Genomic DNA, 14429 nt, shown 5'->3' on the forward strand with positions numbered 1-14429 from the left:
CGGCCTCCACGCCGCGCCGCGTGCGCGCGGCCAGCGGCGAGCCGAGCAAGGCCGCCGCCATGCGCTCGCTCCACGCCGCATCGCAGGCGACGCGGCCGAGCGGGCCGTCCACGGCATCGGCAATGATGAGCGTGCCCGGTTCGAGATCCGGCCCGAGGCCGCCCGCCGTGCCGAAGCTGATCACGCCCGATGCGCCGCGATCGAGCGCCGCCGCGAGCGCGTGCTCGAGCAGGTCGGCGCGTGCGGCGTAGACCGCCGCGATGCCGTCGCCGCCCTTGCCCGCCGCGATGCTCGCCTCGAAGGCCATGCCGGTCACAGCGATCACGGGCAGCGCACCTCGCGTGCTATTCGCAGGTTGCGCGCGTGCCGTGGTGGCGGCTGTTGCAGATTCCACCGCCATCGTCACAAGCCAACCTTGACGTGCGTGGCGCCGTCGCGCTTGAGGTTGCGATAGCGCGCGAGTGCCCACAGCGGGAAGAACTTGCGGTAGCCGTGGTAGCGCAGATAAAACACCCGCGGGAAGCCCGTGGCCGTGAAACGCGTTTCGTCCCACAGGCCGTGCTCGCGTTGCGTGGCCTGCAGCCATGCAACGCCGCGCGCGACGGCGGGATGGTTCACCTCGCCCGCCGCCATCAGGCCGAGCAGCGCCCAGGCCGTTTGCGACGCCGTGCTCGGCGCGCGCTCGTAGCCCCGGTATTCGAGCTTGTAGCTGGTGCCGTCCTCGCCCCAGCCGCCGTCGTCGTTCTGGATCGCGACGAGCCACTGCGCCGCGCGCTTCATGCGCGCATCGGTGCGCGCAAGGCCCGCGGCGTTCAGCGCGCACAGCGCCGTCCACGTGCCGTAGATGTAGTTCATGCCCCAGCGGCCATACCAGCTGCCGTCGGCTTCCTGCTCGGCGAGGATGTAGTTGTAGGCGCGCTGCGCCGGCTCGCTCGTCGCGGGCAGTTCGCCGAGCTGCGCGAGCATCGAGAGGCAGCGGCCCGAGACGTCGGCCGTCGGCGGATCGAGCAGCGCACCGTGATCCGAGAACGGAATGCTGTTCAGGTACTCGTGCGTGTTCTCCGGCTCGAACGCGCCCCAGCCGCCGTTGCCGCTCTGCATGCCGACCACCCATTCGCGCCCGCGCGCGATGGCCTCGTCGTAGGCGTTGGTCTGGTCGATCTGGTCCACCCGGCGCATCGCCGCCACGACCACAGCCGTATCGTCGACGTCGGGGTAGTGCGGGTTCGCGTACTGGAATGCCCAGCCGCCCGGGCGCGTGGCGGAGCGGCGCGAGATCCAGTCGCCGCGCACGTCGAGAATCTGCAGCGGGCGCAGCCATTCGAGACCGCGCCGCGCCGCTTCGTGGGCGCGCGCGTCGCCGGTTTCAATGAGCGCATGCGCGGCGAGCGAGGTGTCCCATACGGGCGAGAGGCACGGCTGGACGTACGCTTCCTCGGCGTGGATCGTCACGAGCTTTTCCACCGACTGGCGCGCGATCGCGCGGTGCGGATGATCGGCGGGATAGCCCAGCACCTCGTACATCATCACGGCGTTGGCCATGGCCGGGAAAATCGCGCCAAGTCCGTCCTCGCCGTTCAGGCGTTCGTCGACGAAGGCCACCGCCGCGTCGATCGCGCGCTGGCGCAGATAGTTCGGGAACAGCGGGTCGGTGATGCGCAGCACGCCGTCCACGGCGCGGAAGAAACCGAACCAGCCCTTGCTCTGATGCGGCGAGCGCTCATTTAGGCCCGTGGTGACAGGCGCGCCGCGGAACAGCTCGTCGATGCGCACGCCGCGCGGGTTCTTCGCGACCGGCCGCTTCGCGCCCAGCACGAGCAACGGCACGATCACGGTGCGCGCCCAGTACGAGACCTTCGTGAGATGGAACGGGAACCACTGGGGCAGCAACATGATCTCGACCGGCATCATCGGCGCCGCGTACCAGCTGACCACACCGTAGAGCGCGAGCAGGATGCGCGTGAACACGTTGGCCTTTTCCGCGCCGCCCGCCGCGAGGATCGCCTCGCGTGCGCGCACCATGTGTTCGGCGTCTTCGGCATCGCCAATCATCTTGAGTGCGAAGTAAGCCTTGATGCTCGCGCTCACGTCCATCTCGCCTTCGGCGAAGAGCGGCCAGCCGCCACCGGGCAGCTGGATACGGCGCAGGTAGCGCGCGATCTTGGCTTCGAGTTCGAGGTTCGCCTCTTCGCCCAGGTAGTGCACGAGCAGAACGTATTCGGCGGGAATTGTCGCGTCGGCTTCGAGTTCGTAGACCCAGTGGCCGTCGGCGCGCTGGTCGGCGAGGATCGCGTCGGTCGCGCGCGTGACGGTGGCGTCGAGCGCATCGACCACGGCAGCACCGGTGTCGGGCGCGGCGGCTGGCGCGGATACGCCGAGCGCGTCCGCGAGGTCGTCGGCCGGCATGGCCTCTGAAAGATCGTTCATCGATACATCCTGGTCTCTAAAAGCAGGTCCGCAGCCTTGTGGCCTGAGCGGATCGCCCCTTCGATCGTGGCGGGCAGGCCGGTTGCGGTCCAGTCGCCGGCGAGCGTCAAGTTGGTCCAGCGGGTGCGCGCCGCCGGGCGGCGCAGCTCTTCTTGCGGCACGGCGGCAAAGCCCGCGCGGGCTTCGCGCGCGACCTGCCAGGCGGGCAGCGGCTGCGCCGGCAGCGACGCGGCCTGTGCCACATCGGTCCAGACGCGCCGCGCGAGGTCTTCAGGCGAGAGCGCGTCGAGCGTGTCGAAGGCCGCGGCGTCGTGGATCGTTGCCGAGATGCGGCCCGCGCCCGCGAACAGCCATTCGGCCGTGCCGTTCACGAGCGCCATCGGCGTAGCCATGCCGGGCGGCGGCTCCACGGCGAAGTGCACCGTGACGGCCGCCGTATGGCGCTGCGGCGTCTGCAGCGCGGGCACGAGCGCGGCGGCGGCAGGGGCCGGCACCGCCAGCACGACGGCTTCGTCCTCGCCCAGCGGAACGCTGCCACTCTCGAAATCGAGCGCGACTACGCGGCTCGCCGCATCGTCGTACGCGATCTCCTTGAGCGGCGCATCGAGCCGGATCGCCGCGCCGCCATGCTGGAGCATGCGCAGCGCCGGATCGACGAATGCGCTCGACAGTCCGTTGCGCGCCATCAGCGGCCGGAACGCGTCGCCGCCCGCGGACAGCACCTCGCGCAGCAGCGTGGCCGCGAGCTCGGCGCTCGCCTCGCGCGGCTCGACGTTGAGCGCCGCGAGAAAAAGCGGGTGCAGCAGGCGATCCCAGAGCGGGCCGTCGCAGCGCATGGTCTGCGCCATCGTGCGGCCGGGCTTCGCGAACAGGAGCGGCAGCAGCGCGAGATAGTCCGACACCTTGGTGCCCGGCACGCGCGCGTGAGCGTCGCCGATCCAGAACGGCACGCGCGAGCGCGAAAAACGCACGCTCCAGCGCAAGCGCGCCGCGAGATCCATGAATGCGAAGGCTGGCTCGTCAGGGCCCGCGAGCTCGCCGGCGGCGCCGATCGTGCGCACGTAGTCGAGCGTGGCTTCATGGCCCGCCAGCACGAGATGATTGCCGCTATCGAGCGTGAGCGCGAGCGTGCGGTCGTAGTACGAGCGGCATCGTCCACCGGCCTGGGAGGCTGCCTCGTGCAGCGCGACCTGGACCCCGTGCTGCTGGAGCCGGATCGCCGCGGCAAGTCCCGCGAGCCCCGCGCCGATCACGTGGACGCGCATCAGAACAGCGCGTAGCGCGCGACGATCCACATGAGCCGCGCGCGCGGTTTGACGACCTTGGTGCGCGGCAGATCGAAGCCGCGCTCGACGGTGCGCTCGAGCAGCACGCGGTACACGCCCGACATGATGCGCGGCGCCTTGACCTGCACGCGCGGCGTGCGGTCCATGATGGCGTCGGCTTCGGCGAAATGGGCGAGCGCGCGCTTCACGAGCGTCGCGCAGACGCGCGGCAGCGACGGATCGGCGGCGATCTCGTGCGGATTCGACGTCGCGATGCCCTCGCGCGCGAGCAATTGGTGCGGCAGGTAGCAGCGGTTGATGCCGGCGTCTTCGTCGATGTCGCGCAGGATGTTGGTGAGCTGCAAGGCGCGCCCGAGGTGGTGCGAGAGCAGGCGGCCCGGCTCGTCCGCCATGCCGAAGATCTTCACCGAAAGGCGGCCCGCCGCGCTCGCCACGCGGTCGCAATAGAGGTCGAGCGTGGCTTCGTCGGGCGCGCAGATGTCTTCGGCGGCGTCCATGGCCATGCCGTCGATCATCGCGTGGAAGTCCTCGCGCACGAGCCCGAACGTATGGATATGGCGCGTGAGCGCCGCGAGCGAGGCGCGCGGCGTGCCGGCGTAGCACGCGTCGATGTCGGCGCGCCATTGGTCAAGCCCCGCCGCACGCTCGGCGCGCGGCAGGTCGCTGTCCGCGATGTCGTCGACAGCGCGGCAAAAGGCGTAGACCTGATACATGGCGTCGCGCTGCGCAGGCGGCAGAATCCGCATTGCCAGATAAAACGAACTACCCGACGAAGCGGCGGCGGCGTCGGTTTGCTGTGTATCGTCCACGACGAGGTTGGAAACGGCCAAGACGATCTCCGCTGGGGCGCCCCCGGCGGGGCTTTTCAGATATTCGGGCCCGCATGCCGCGGGTCGCCCGCGCGCGCGGACACGCGCGAGGCACCGGCCACTTGAACGCCATTGAGGGTGTGCGGCCGGAAACGGCCAAAAGTATAGCAATCTTTACCCGCCGCCGCAGGCGCGGCAGGTCAGTGGCAGCGGGGGAAAATGGCCGATAAAGGCAGGGGGTCGGGACCCGGTAACGGGATCTCAGGAAATCTCCGGAACCCCCGCGACGGAGCAATTGCGCCCCTCGCGCTTGGCGCTGTAGAGCGCCGCGTCGGCCTCGTTGATCATGACCTCATAACCGCTCGCGCCGGGCCGGGCGGCGGCGGCGCCCACGCTCGCCGTAACGGACACGACCACGCCCTGCACCTCCACGGGCGCGTCGCCGATCGTGTGACGAATCTTTTCGGCGACGCACAGCGCGTCGTCGAGCGGCGTGCACGGCAGCAGCAGCGCGAACTCCTCGCCGCCAAAGCGCCCGAACACGTCCTGCTTGCGCACCACTTGCGCCACGCGCTGCGCCATGGCACGCAGCACGGCGTCGCCGGTAACGTGGCCGAATTCGTCGTTGATCTTCTTGAAGTGGTCCAGATCGAATAGCAGCACCGACATCTCGCCGCCGTAGCGCTGCCAGCGCGCGAATTCATCGGCGAGCCGCGCTTCGAAATAGCGCCGGTTCGCAATGCCCGTCAGGCCGTCGCGGTCGGCGTATTCGCGCAGCTTCGCCACGGCGTCCTCGCGCTCGCGCTGCATGACGCTCACGTGCGTGACGTCGGAAATCGTCACGCACACGGCGATCACCTCGCGGTCCTGCATGAGCGGCATGAAGGTGCAGTCCTGCTGCATGTAGTCCACGCCGCCCGTGATGGGGCGGTCGTGATCGAAGCGGAACAGCCAGGGCCGCTGCTCCCAGGAGCTGAACGCGAAGCCGCCGAGCTGGAACACGCTCTCGACCTTGCGCGCGAGCCATGCGCGTGGCAACTCGGGAAAGCGCTCGAACACGCAACGGCCGATCACCTCGGCTGGCGCCGCGCCGCTGTGGTCCTGCATGAAGCGGTTCCACATCAGCACGTTCATGTCGCGGTCGAGCACGAAGATGCCGAAGCCCACGCGCTCCACCACGAGATCGGAGAGCGATGGCATCGACGGCTCTACAGCAGGGGCCAGGACAGACAGGTCGCGCGTATTCATAGGCTGAGCAGCAAAGCGTCGATGGCGCGGCTCACGCGATGGATCGATTCCTCGGCCATCAGCATCACGAGATGCGCGCGAAAGCGCTGGTCCTCCAGCGCGAAATTGACTTCCACGAGCAGCGCGAGGTCCCTGGCGAGCATGCCGGGCTGGAACACCTCGTCCAGCATGATCGTCAGGCCGAGCAGCCCCGGCTGCGAGAACACGGGCAGGCGCCCGAGCTGGTCGAGCATCGACGAAACGCACGCGCCGCAAAGCACGTTCGCCACGTCGAAAATCAGCTCCTGCCCGGTGAGCGCATCGCGCGTGGATTGCGGGCCGCCGATCAGCGCGCCCAGCTCGTCGATCTCGCCGCTGCGGCAGATCACGAGCGCCTCGCCCTTGATCTCGGAGCGAAAGCCCTGGCGCACCGCCGTGACCGGACCGTCGATGCCGGTCATCTCGCGCAGCGCGTGCGCGGCCTCGCTCACGGCGACCACGCGCACGCGCGGCACCGACAGTTCGATGAACGCGTCGAGCAGCCCCGACAGGCGCGTCGCGGCCTGACCCATGCCGAGATTGGCGATCTCCTGGAGCGCGTCGCGCTGTATTTCCGTGAACACTTGATCAGGCATACAACCCGTACTCCCTCAGGATGGGCAGCAGCGCCTTCTGCGTGACCGGCTTCGGCACGAACGCCATCGCACCGAGCGCGAGCGCGCGCTCCTGGGCGCGCGGCTGGACATCGGCGGAAACCACGATCACGAATGTGTTCAGGTCCTCGTGCTGCATCGCTTCGAGCACCTGGAAGCCCGTCATGCCGGGCATCGTGAGGTCGAGAAACATGACCGGCGCACGCCCGGCGCGGTACAGCGCCAGCGCGTCCGGTCCGTTCGACGCGTAGGTAATCTCGACATCCCAGTCCTCGGGCAGCGCCTTCGTGAGCACCTTGCGAGCGAGCAGCGAATCGTCGGCGATCACGATGGGCAAAGACATGGATATGCGGGATGAGTGAGCGTTGAACGGAATGCGTTAAAGCGTATTAACGGCCGCGAGCGCGAGTTCTTTAGCGAGTGGGGGATTTTTATGCGTATTGCATGAAATGCGCCGGCGCGAAGCACCTCGGAAAACACGGCATATTGCGCAGCATGCAACGCCAGCGCTTGTGCATGGCATTGATCGTGGCCGCGATTCTCGAAGCAAATCGAACCAAATGCAACTCGCCGATAATCGTTCAGCGAACAAAAATCACCCGCTCCATGGCTTTTCGAGAAAAAAATAATCCGCCTTCGAATTAAAGGCCAGAAATTATGCTTTTGTGTACGTTTGCGCTACGTGAAATGTCGCGCAATCACCGGAAGCCGCGAGGAAAGCTTCCAGCACGCCGATGTTCGCGCGATCCGCGTGCCTCGCGGCGGCGCACGATGCGACCGAACGAATCGAAGCGCAAGCCCGGTCGTTTATCATGTCAAAAGCCATGTTCAAAGCTCCGCCGCCGCCTTCAGCCTTATCCCTACGATGAATCCCGACCGGCCCGCAGGGCCCGACGACCGCACGCCGCCGCCGCGCGCCGAGGAGGCGCCGTTCCCGGCTGCGCCCAGCCACGACTTCACGGTGCGCCGACGCACGCTGATCGCGCTGCTGATTGCCGCGATCGTGCTGCCCTGTGTCTACGTCGCCACGATGGCGTGGAACGACCTGCGCACGCGCGAGGCCGACGCTACCGACGCCACGCTGCGCACCGTGCGCGTGGCCGAAGAGCACGCGCTCAAAGTGTTCGACATGAACGATGCGCTCGACGCGCGCATCGTGGACGGCGTGGAGGACCTCGACGACAGCGGTATCCGCGCGAACGAAGCGCAGATCCACGAGAAACTCGACACCATCGGCGGCGGCTATCCGCAGGTGGCCGCCGTGTCGATCTTCGGCCGCGACGGCGAACTGCTCGCGAGCAGCCGCTACTCACCGCCGCCGCCCGTCTCGATCGTCGCGCGCGAGGACTTCGTGGGCATTCGCGCCGGCCGCATGCTCGACCACGTCTCACGCGTCATGCAGGGCCAGGTGAGCGGCGAAACGGTGTTCAATACCGGCATCGCGCGTCACGACGCTGCGGGCGAGTTCGCCGGACTGGTTTCGGTCGCGCTGCGGCCCAGCTACTTCGACAAGTTCTACAACGAGTTGCTAGGCGACGGCTCGCCGATGGCGCTCGGCCTCGTGCGCAGCGACGGCGCAGTTCTCGCGTTCGAGCCGCCGCCCGGCGCGCGGATGGCCCGTGCCAGGAAAACAATCGGCGCATCGACCGCCACGCCTCAGGCCACCAGCGCGGGCGCGGCATTCAGCAGCGCCGGCGGCACGACAACGCCGGCCATGGTCGAGCCCGGCTCGCCCTTCGCCGCCGCACTCACGCACAGCGAGGAATCGGGGGTCGTGCGCATGCATTCGCCGCTGATCGGCGACAACGCGATCGTCGCGTTCCGGCGCGTGGGCGCGTATCCGGTCTATGTCGCCTGTTTCTACCGCACCTCGGCGATCTGGTCCGCGTGGTACCGGCACCTGAGCGTGCTGATCATCTCGATGTTCACGCCGTCGATCGCGCTGTGGTGCGTGATCTGGCTCTCGCTGCGCCGCCTCGCCGCCGAAGAGGAAGCCTGGGAGCGCTGGCAGGCCGAAGCGGCAATGCGCCGCTCGATCGAATCGGCCTACCGGCAGTCACGCAAGATGGAAGCGCTCGGCAATCTCGTGGGCAGCGTCGCGCACGACTTCAACAATCTGCTGATGATCGTCTCGGCCAACGTGCAGATCGCGCGACGGCGCGGCGTGACGGGCTTCGAGCGCGAACTCTCGGCGGTCGAGCGCGCGCTCAAGAGCGGACAGTCGCTCACGCGCCAGTTGCTCGGCGTCGCGCGCAAGCAGCCGCTGCGCAACGAAACGATTGCCGTCGACCGTTGGCTGCCCGCGTCGCGCGAACTGCTGCGCGCTTCGCTCGGCGCGAAAGTCGCGCTCGTCATGGACGTGGACGAAGCCGTGTGGACGGTGCTCGTGGACGTCGCCGAATTCGAGCTTGCGCTCATCAATCTCGCGGTCAACGCGCGCGACGCCATGCCCAACGGCGGCCGCTTCACCGTACGGGCGCGCAATATCGCGTTCCGGCCCGGCGAGGGCTTCCCGCTCGACGGCGAATTCGTCCACGTCTCGCTGGAGGACACGGGCGTGGGCATGCCGCCCGACGTGCTCGCACGCGCCTTCGAGCCGCTCTACACGACCAAGCCCAAGGGCATGGGCACGGGCCTCGGGCTGCCGCAGGTGTTCGCATTCTGCGAGCGCTCGGGCGGGCTCGCCGCCATCGACAGCGCGATTGGCGCGGGCACCTCGGTGCATCTCTATCTGCCCCGAGCAAGCGCCGCGCCGGCCGTGCAGCGCGAAACCGAGCCGCGCGAACACAGCGCGAATCCGCCGCAAGGGCTGCGCGTATTGCTCGTCGAGGACAACGACGAAGTCGCGGCGGGCACCGAGGCGCTGCTGCAGATGATGGGCCATCATGTGATCTGCGCGAACGACGCGGCGAGCGCGCTGGAATTCGTGGATGCGGCCCGCACCGCACGCGCTAGCGACGACGATGCGCCGCGCTTCGACCTCGTGCTCTCGGACATCCACATGCCAGGCACGATGAACGGCATCGATCTCGCCGAGGCGCTGCAGACACGCGAGCCAGGGTTGCCGGTGATTCTCGTCACCGGTTACGCGGAGGAGCTCGAGCGCACGCGCGGCGTGGATGTGCGCGTGCTCTCGAAGCCCTTCGACATCGCATTGCTGGAGAAGATGCTGGAAGCCATCCAGCTTGACCGCCAGACGCGCGCGCGGCGGGAACGGGACGCGACGCTGTAGGTCGGAATAGATAGACCCGGCACGCGGATTGCGTCATGGGTCGTGCGGTACGAGGGAAGGGCTATGAGGAGGATCAAGCCATGAAACAGACCGTGACCGGTCTCTTCGAGACCATCGACCAAGCGCAGCATGCGCAGGAAGCGCTGCTGCAATGCGGATTTCATGCCAGCGACATCGAGTTGCCCGTACACGAGTCGGGCGTGCTGGCCGGCATCGAGCGGCTTGTGGGGAGCTTCTTCTCCTCGACCGGGGACGGGCGCTCGAACCCCGGCGCATCACCCGAGCCCGTCAGACCCTCGGGCAATGTGCTGATCGGCGTGCGCGTCGCCGACGAAGCCCACGCGGACCTCGCCAGCAACACGCTGCGCGGCAACGATGCCCTCGAAGTCGCCGTGCGCGGCGGCAACTGGACGTGGGCCGCGACAGACGCCGACCCGGTCGCACGCGAGCACTCCGCACTCGACGAGCTCGGCCTCGCGAATCTGGCCGACGCGATGCACCGCCGCCTGGCGCAGGCGGCCGACGATAACGCAAGCGACGTTCAGCCTGGCGGCGCCAGCGACGCGGCGCAGGGGGCGACCGACACCCCGGCGCAGCCGTCGCGACCGGTGAACGACGCTGAAGCCACCGTGCTCGCGTCGGCAAGTGCGCCGGGCGCAGGCGCGGTAATGGGCGCACCCGCCCCTCGGGCGACTCAACCGACTCAACCCGCGGAGGTTGCCGCGCCGCGCATTCCCGACGAATTCATCGAGTACGAAGAGGACTCGCACGACCACCGCGCGTCTGATGCGCCGGATCGGCCCGTGACCGGGCAGCCTCCGACGCTGCATTGACACTATCGGACGCGGCGGCAAGTTGCCGCCGCGTCCCGTCAAGCCTGCTGCTGTGGCTTAACGGCCCAATTGACGCTTGACCCATTCGACGTAGCGGTCGACGAACGCCTGCAGGAACTTGCGCGTATCGTCGTTCACAATTTCGCCTTTTTCGTTGATCCGCGTGGCATCGTGCTTGATGAACACCTCGGGCTGGCCAAGCGTTGGCACGTCGAGATACGCGAGCACATTGCGCAGATGCGCCTGGGCAAGCGCCGTGCCAACGGCCCCCGGCGACGTGCCGAGCACCGCGCCCGGCTTGCCGGTCCACGAATTCTTGCCCCACGGGCGCGAGCCCCAGTCGATTGCATTCTTCAGCACCCCAGGTATCGACCGGTTGTACTCCGGTGTCACGAAGAGCAGCGCATCGGCCGCCTCGATCTTCTGCTTGAACTGACGCGCGACCTCGGGGAAATCGGCGTCGTAGTCCTGGCTGTAGAGCGGCAACACGCCGATGTCGAGAAACTCGAATGAAAAGTCGGCTGGCGCAAGCGATGTCACGGCATGCGCGAGCTGCCGGTTCCACGAATCCTTACGCAGACTGCCAACTACGACCGCAACTTGATAGGCCATCTCTGAGTCCTCCTCGGTTTCCTCGAATGTGCGCGAAGCGCAGTGGAGAGAAACGCCATCATAGGCGCTAGAAAAATCCGCGGTGTGTCAGAAGGACGGGAGAGGGTCGCGAAATGCGTGGCGATTATCGGCCATGTGGATAAGCGGGCTGAGCGAGGATTTATCCACAGATTTTCTGGACAACCTTGTGGATAATTCCGCGCGAAGCCTGATCAGGCCGGGCAAGTTTCGGGATCGAGGCACGCCCCGATATATGCTTAATGAATAAATCTCTGAGCCACCGCCTCGTGGTGCCACACGCGTAGGCGGCGACGGGTGAGAAGTGCACGATCGACGAATGTCCGACTGGATCGCCGCCAGGGAAGCGGTCACGCAACCCGGGCGATCCTGTGCCACTCATTCGAACAGCACAGCGACGTTTTCCGGCGGACGTCCAATCGCCGCGCGGCCGTTACGCACGACGATCGGACGCTGCAGCAGAATCGGGTGACTCGCAATTGCTTCGTATAACTGATCATCTGTTGCGCCATTGGCATCGAGCCCGAGCGCTGCGTATTCCGCTTCACTAGTGCGAATCATGTCGAGTAGCGGACCTCCCAACATGGCATGCAGCGCCTTCAACTGGCCAACCGTGAGCGGGGTTTTCAGGTACTCGACAACCTCGACTGGTTCATTGGCCTTGTTGTAGGTGCTCGAGACCAACTCGCATGTGGCACGGGACTTCGAACAGCGAGCGTTGTGGTAGATCGTGATCATGGGTTCAGGTTCAGGACGTGAGAGATCGGTTTGAATGGATCGGACATTGGACAGGGGGAGCCGCGACACCTGTTCGGTTACTCGGAGCGGACGAGCGCTGGCGCCGGCCAAGCTAAACCCAATGCGTCTGCGTTGGTCGAATTTCGCGCGGGTCGTTCATTTTACCGGCCTGGCTGAAGAGGGTAGCGAGCGGGGAGATAGTCCGCAGCCTCCGCTGCGTATCCGTTCCGTTTGTTGCCATGGCGACACCTCATCGAAATGGTAACTGCGGGGGCTGATAGATCGGCACCCGATACATGGGAAGACGGATGGCCAACTCATGCTGGCTATCTTTATGCGCATAAAGCCCTCGCGCGCTGACGAGACGTAACCTCGCGCGCAGATATGTTCTGCGAGGTTCATACGACGACGAGTGTGACTCGACGCTCAAGCGGCTGCATCATCGCGATGCCGCAATCTTTATGCGCATAAAGCCCGTCTACCGACCAAGCACGGCTCGGACCAGCGCTGTGACACGCACCCGTCCAGATGATCTATCAACCCAGCATCCCGGCAAATGCCGAACACCCAGCGACCTTTATGCGCATAAACCTTGGCCGAACGGCCAATCCTTCATCGAATGCGATGAAAATCATACAACTGCCGTTGAATCGCAACTTAATCCAGGTAAAATCCAAAACAATTAGCAAAAAGGAGAAAACCAATTGGCAGCAGAGATAATCGCAGTCACGCAGCAAAAGGGCGGGGTCGGCAAGAGCACGATCGCGATGCATCTCGGCGCAGCATTTCATGAGAAAGGAAAGCGTGTCCTCGTGGTCGATGCCGACGGCCAGAACACACTGGTTCACTGGGCAAGCGCTTCTGCAGATGGTGAAACCGGCATCCCGTTCCCGGTGGTGAATCTCTCGGAGGCGGGTGGCCAGATCCACCGCGAGATCAAGAAATTCATCGGCGACTACGACATCATCATCGTCGACTGCCCGCCGTCGATTACCGAAAAGGTCTCTGGCGTGGTCCTGCTCGCGGCCACCGTCGCCGTTATTCCCACGTCGTCTTCACCGGCCGACTATTGGTCAAGCGTTGGGCTCGTCAAGCTGATCCAGCAGGCGCAAGTCATGAACGAAGATCTCAAGGCCGTTTTTCTGCTGAACAAGACAGAAGAGAAGCGCATGCTCACGCGCGAACTGAAGCGTGCGCTGGAAGAACTCGGCTTTCCCTTGCTCAAAACCCAAATACCCACCCGCGAAGCGTACAAGCAGGCCATGGCCCTCGGTCAGACCGTCCTGCAGATGAACGATCGCGGCGCGCGACTCGCTGCCGTCGAAGTGCGCGCATGCGCGGACGAAATCGCGGCGATGCTCCCCTGACTTTATGCGCATAAAGGACCCTGAATGAAGCCCTCACAATTTGCCAAAGGTTTTCAGGCACGGCCTGACACGACGAGCAGCGAAAAACGTACGGCGCTCGACCGGCTCAATGCCATCGACGGCCTCGTCCAGGAAAAGCCAAAGGCACGTGAACCGGTTGGCCGCGCAAGCCAGCCTGAGCCTGTCGCAAGCACGGAGGAAGCCGCGCCCCCGTCGACCGAAAACGAGTCTGTGGAATATCGTGCGTGGCGTATCGAGCACGGATATCGTCCCGGCCAGATCATCGAACTGCCGCTGAAGGCGATCAAGCCGAGCCCGTTCAATCCACGCCATTTCTATCTGAAGGCGTCGATTGCAGAACTCGCAGTCAATCTCGCCAAACAGGGACAACAGCAGGCCATCCATGTGATCCCCGATTACGCCGCACCGGGCAGCTACTACGTCAGCGACGGCGGACGGCGTGTGCGAGCGCTCAAGGAAGCCAACAAGGAAATCGTCAAGGCGATCGTTGTCGATCTGCCCATCGGGCTCGAGAGCTACAAGCTCGGCTACGATCTCAACGTCCAGCGCGATTCACAGACGGTCTTCGACAACGCCATCGTCTGGAAGCGCTTTATTGACGAAAAGCATTTCCAGAGCCAGCGAGAGCTCGCCGATCATCTTGGCCTCGATGAATCGACGGTAGCCGTAGCGCTGTCGGTCGCCAAGTTGCCCGAAGCGATCATGCACGAAATGGTTGTGCGCCCCGACCGCTTCGGCTCGAACATGGCATATCAGGTTGGCCGCTATCACGGTGCACGCGGCACGGACGCCACGCTGCGTCTCATCAACCGGATCCTTGCCGACGACCTGAGCACGCGCCAGGTGGCGGACATCGTCAAGGGCCGGGCAGCGCCGCAGGAAAGCCCCAAGCCTGCCGGCCGGCAGCGCTATGCCCAGCGTCTGGAGATCAAGCTTGACGGCGTGGCGGTCGGCGACCTGAAGTCCTATGGCGACGATCGACTCGAACTGCGTTTGAAGGGCCTCACCAAGGATCGGCGCGACGCGCTCCTTCACCTGATCGAAGAAATGCTGAAAGCGAAGTAATTGTGAAAAGCAAAAAAGCGGTCTTCACGTACTGAACGTGAAGACCGCTTTTTTGTTGGGAATGTACCGGAATCGCAGTGTGAACCGGATCACAGCGGATGTTTGCGCTGCCCCCCCCCGCCAGCAACAGCAACGCTACCC

Annotated in this window: 13 protein-coding genes; 4 read left to right on the top strand and 9 right to left on the bottom strand. The window is 65.7% G+C overall.

From position 1 onward, the window contains the following. The 7 genes from HV773_RS32145 to HV773_RS32175 form a co-directional block, all read right to left on the bottom strand. A partial coding sequence (locus HV773_RS32145; protein WP_484555907.1) for a phosphorylase family protein occupies positions 1–307 on the bottom strand: 307 nt, incomplete at its 3' end. A gap of 95 nt (positions 308–402) precedes the next feature. Next, entirely contained in the window at positions 403–2427 is a 2025-nt protein-coding gene (gene shc / locus HV773_RS32150; protein ID WP_175197925.1) for a squalene--hopene cyclase, read from the bottom strand. Beyond that, the gene (gene hpnE, locus HV773_RS32155) at positions 2424–3692 is read right to left on the bottom strand and encodes a hydroxysqualene dehydroxylase HpnE (RefSeq protein ID WP_175197926.1); all 1269 of its coding nucleotides are present in this window, start codon (positions 3690–3692) and stop codon (positions 2424–2426) included. The genes shc and hpnE overlap by 4 nt, the downstream gene beginning before the upstream one ends. Next, positions 3692–4543: a presqualene diphosphate synthase HpnD gene (hpnD, locus tag HV773_RS32160; protein WP_175197927.1), complete on the bottom strand. Its 852-nt coding sequence runs from the start codon at positions 4541–4543 to the stop codon at positions 3692–3694. The genes hpnE and hpnD overlap by 1 nt, the downstream gene beginning before the upstream one ends. Positions 4544–4783: 240 nt before the next feature. Then, positions 4784–5722, bottom strand: coding sequence for a sensor domain-containing diguanylate cyclase (locus tag HV773_RS32165; protein ID WP_175197928.1), 939 nt, complete (start codon positions 5720–5722; stop codon positions 4784–4786). Positions 5723–5766: 44 nt separating this feature from the next. Next, entirely contained in the window at positions 5767–6384 is a 618-nt protein-coding gene (locus tag HV773_RS32170; RefSeq protein WP_175197929.1) for a chemotaxis protein CheC, read from the bottom strand. Continuing rightward, positions 6377–6745 carry a response regulator gene (locus tag HV773_RS32175; RefSeq protein ID WP_175197930.1) on the bottom strand — a complete coding sequence of 123 codons (369 nt, stop codon included), beginning with the start codon at positions 6743–6745 and terminating at the stop codon, positions 6377–6379. The genes HV773_RS32170 and HV773_RS32175 overlap by 8 nt, the downstream gene beginning before the upstream one ends. 522 nt (positions 6746–7267) lie before the next feature. On the opposite strand from HV773_RS32175, the gene HV773_RS32180 reads away from it, so the two are divergent. Next, a complete protein-coding gene (locus tag HV773_RS32180; protein ID WP_175197931.1) occupies positions 7268–9634 on the top strand; it encodes a hybrid sensor histidine kinase/response regulator in 2367 nt (788 codons plus the stop codon). Between the two features lie 80 nt (positions 9635–9714). Further along, positions 9715–10467 carry a hypothetical protein gene (locus HV773_RS32185; RefSeq protein ID WP_175197932.1) on the top strand — a complete coding sequence of 251 codons (753 nt, stop codon included), beginning with the start codon at positions 9715–9717 and terminating at the stop codon, positions 10465–10467. A 57-nt stretch (positions 10468–10524) separates the two neighbouring features. On the opposite strand, the gene HV773_RS32190 is transcribed toward HV773_RS32185, so the two are convergent. Both HV773_RS32190 and arsC read right to left on the bottom strand, forming a co-directional pair. Continuing rightward, entirely contained in the window at positions 10525–11079 is a 555-nt protein-coding gene (locus HV773_RS32190) for an NADPH-dependent FMN reductase (protein WP_175197933.1), read from the bottom strand. Between the two features lie 396 nt (positions 11080–11475). Then, positions 11476–11835: an arsenate reductase (glutaredoxin) gene (gene arsC, locus HV773_RS32195; protein ID WP_175197934.1), complete on the bottom strand. Its 360-nt coding sequence runs from the start codon at positions 11833–11835 to the stop codon at positions 11476–11478. A gap of 704 nt (positions 11836–12539) precedes the next feature. Between arsC and parA the strand changes: the two genes are divergently transcribed. Then, complete coding sequence (parA, locus tag HV773_RS32200; protein WP_175197935.1) at positions 12540–13202, top strand: ParA family partition ATPase; 663 nt, start codon at positions 12540–12542, stop codon at positions 13200–13202. Positions 13203–13226: 24 nt separating this feature from the next. Next, complete coding sequence (locus HV773_RS32205) at positions 13227–14288, top strand: ParB/RepB/Spo0J family partition protein (protein ID WP_175197936.1); 1062 nt, start codon at positions 13227–13229, stop codon at positions 14286–14288. The last annotated feature ends 141 nt before the right edge of the window (positions 14289–14429 follow it).

It is taken from the genome of Paraburkholderia caffeinitolerans (assembly GCF_902859945.1).
GTDB classification, from domain to species: Bacteria; Pseudomonadota; Gammaproteobacteria; order Burkholderiales; family Burkholderiaceae; genus Paraburkholderia; species Paraburkholderia caffeinitolerans.

Excerpts from the sequence above, each read along its gene's own strand:
- HV773_RS32175 (WP_175197930.1), bottom strand. The coding sequence starts at position 6,745 with ATGTCTTTGCCCATCGTGATCGCCGACGATTCGCTGCTCGCTCGCAAG.
- HV773_RS32190 (WP_175197933.1), bottom strand. The coding sequence starts at position 11,079 with ATGGCCTATCAAGTTGCGGTCGTAGTTGGCAGTCTGCGTAAGGATTCG.
- HV773_RS32170 (WP_175197929.1), bottom strand. The coding sequence starts at position 6,384 with ATGCCTGATCAAGTGTTCACGGAAATACAGCGCGACGCGCTCCAGGAG.
- arsC (WP_175197934.1), bottom strand. The coding sequence starts at position 11,835 with ATGATCACGATCTACCACAACGCTCGCTGTTCGAAGTCCCGTGCCACA.
- HV773_RS32165 (WP_175197928.1), bottom strand. The coding sequence starts at position 5,722 with ATGCCATCGCTCTCCGATCTCGTGGTGGAGCGCGTGGGCTTCGGCATC.
- shc (WP_175197925.1), bottom strand. The coding sequence starts at position 2,427 with ATGAACGATCTTTCAGAGGCCATGCCGGCCGACGACCTCGCGGACGCG.
- HV773_RS32185 (WP_175197932.1), top strand. The coding sequence starts at position 9,715 with ATGAAACAGACCGTGACCGGTCTCTTCGAGACCATCGACCAAGCGCAG.
- hpnE (WP_175197926.1), bottom strand. The coding sequence starts at position 3,692 with ATGCGCGTCCACGTGATCGGCGCGGGGCTCGCGGGACTTGCCGCGGCG.
- HV773_RS32205 (WP_175197936.1), top strand. The coding sequence starts at position 13,227 with ATGAAGCCCTCACAATTTGCCAAAGGTTTTCAGGCACGGCCTGACACG.
- HV773_RS32180 (WP_175197931.1), top strand. The coding sequence starts at position 7,268 with ATGAATCCCGACCGGCCCGCAGGGCCCGACGACCGCACGCCGCCGCCG.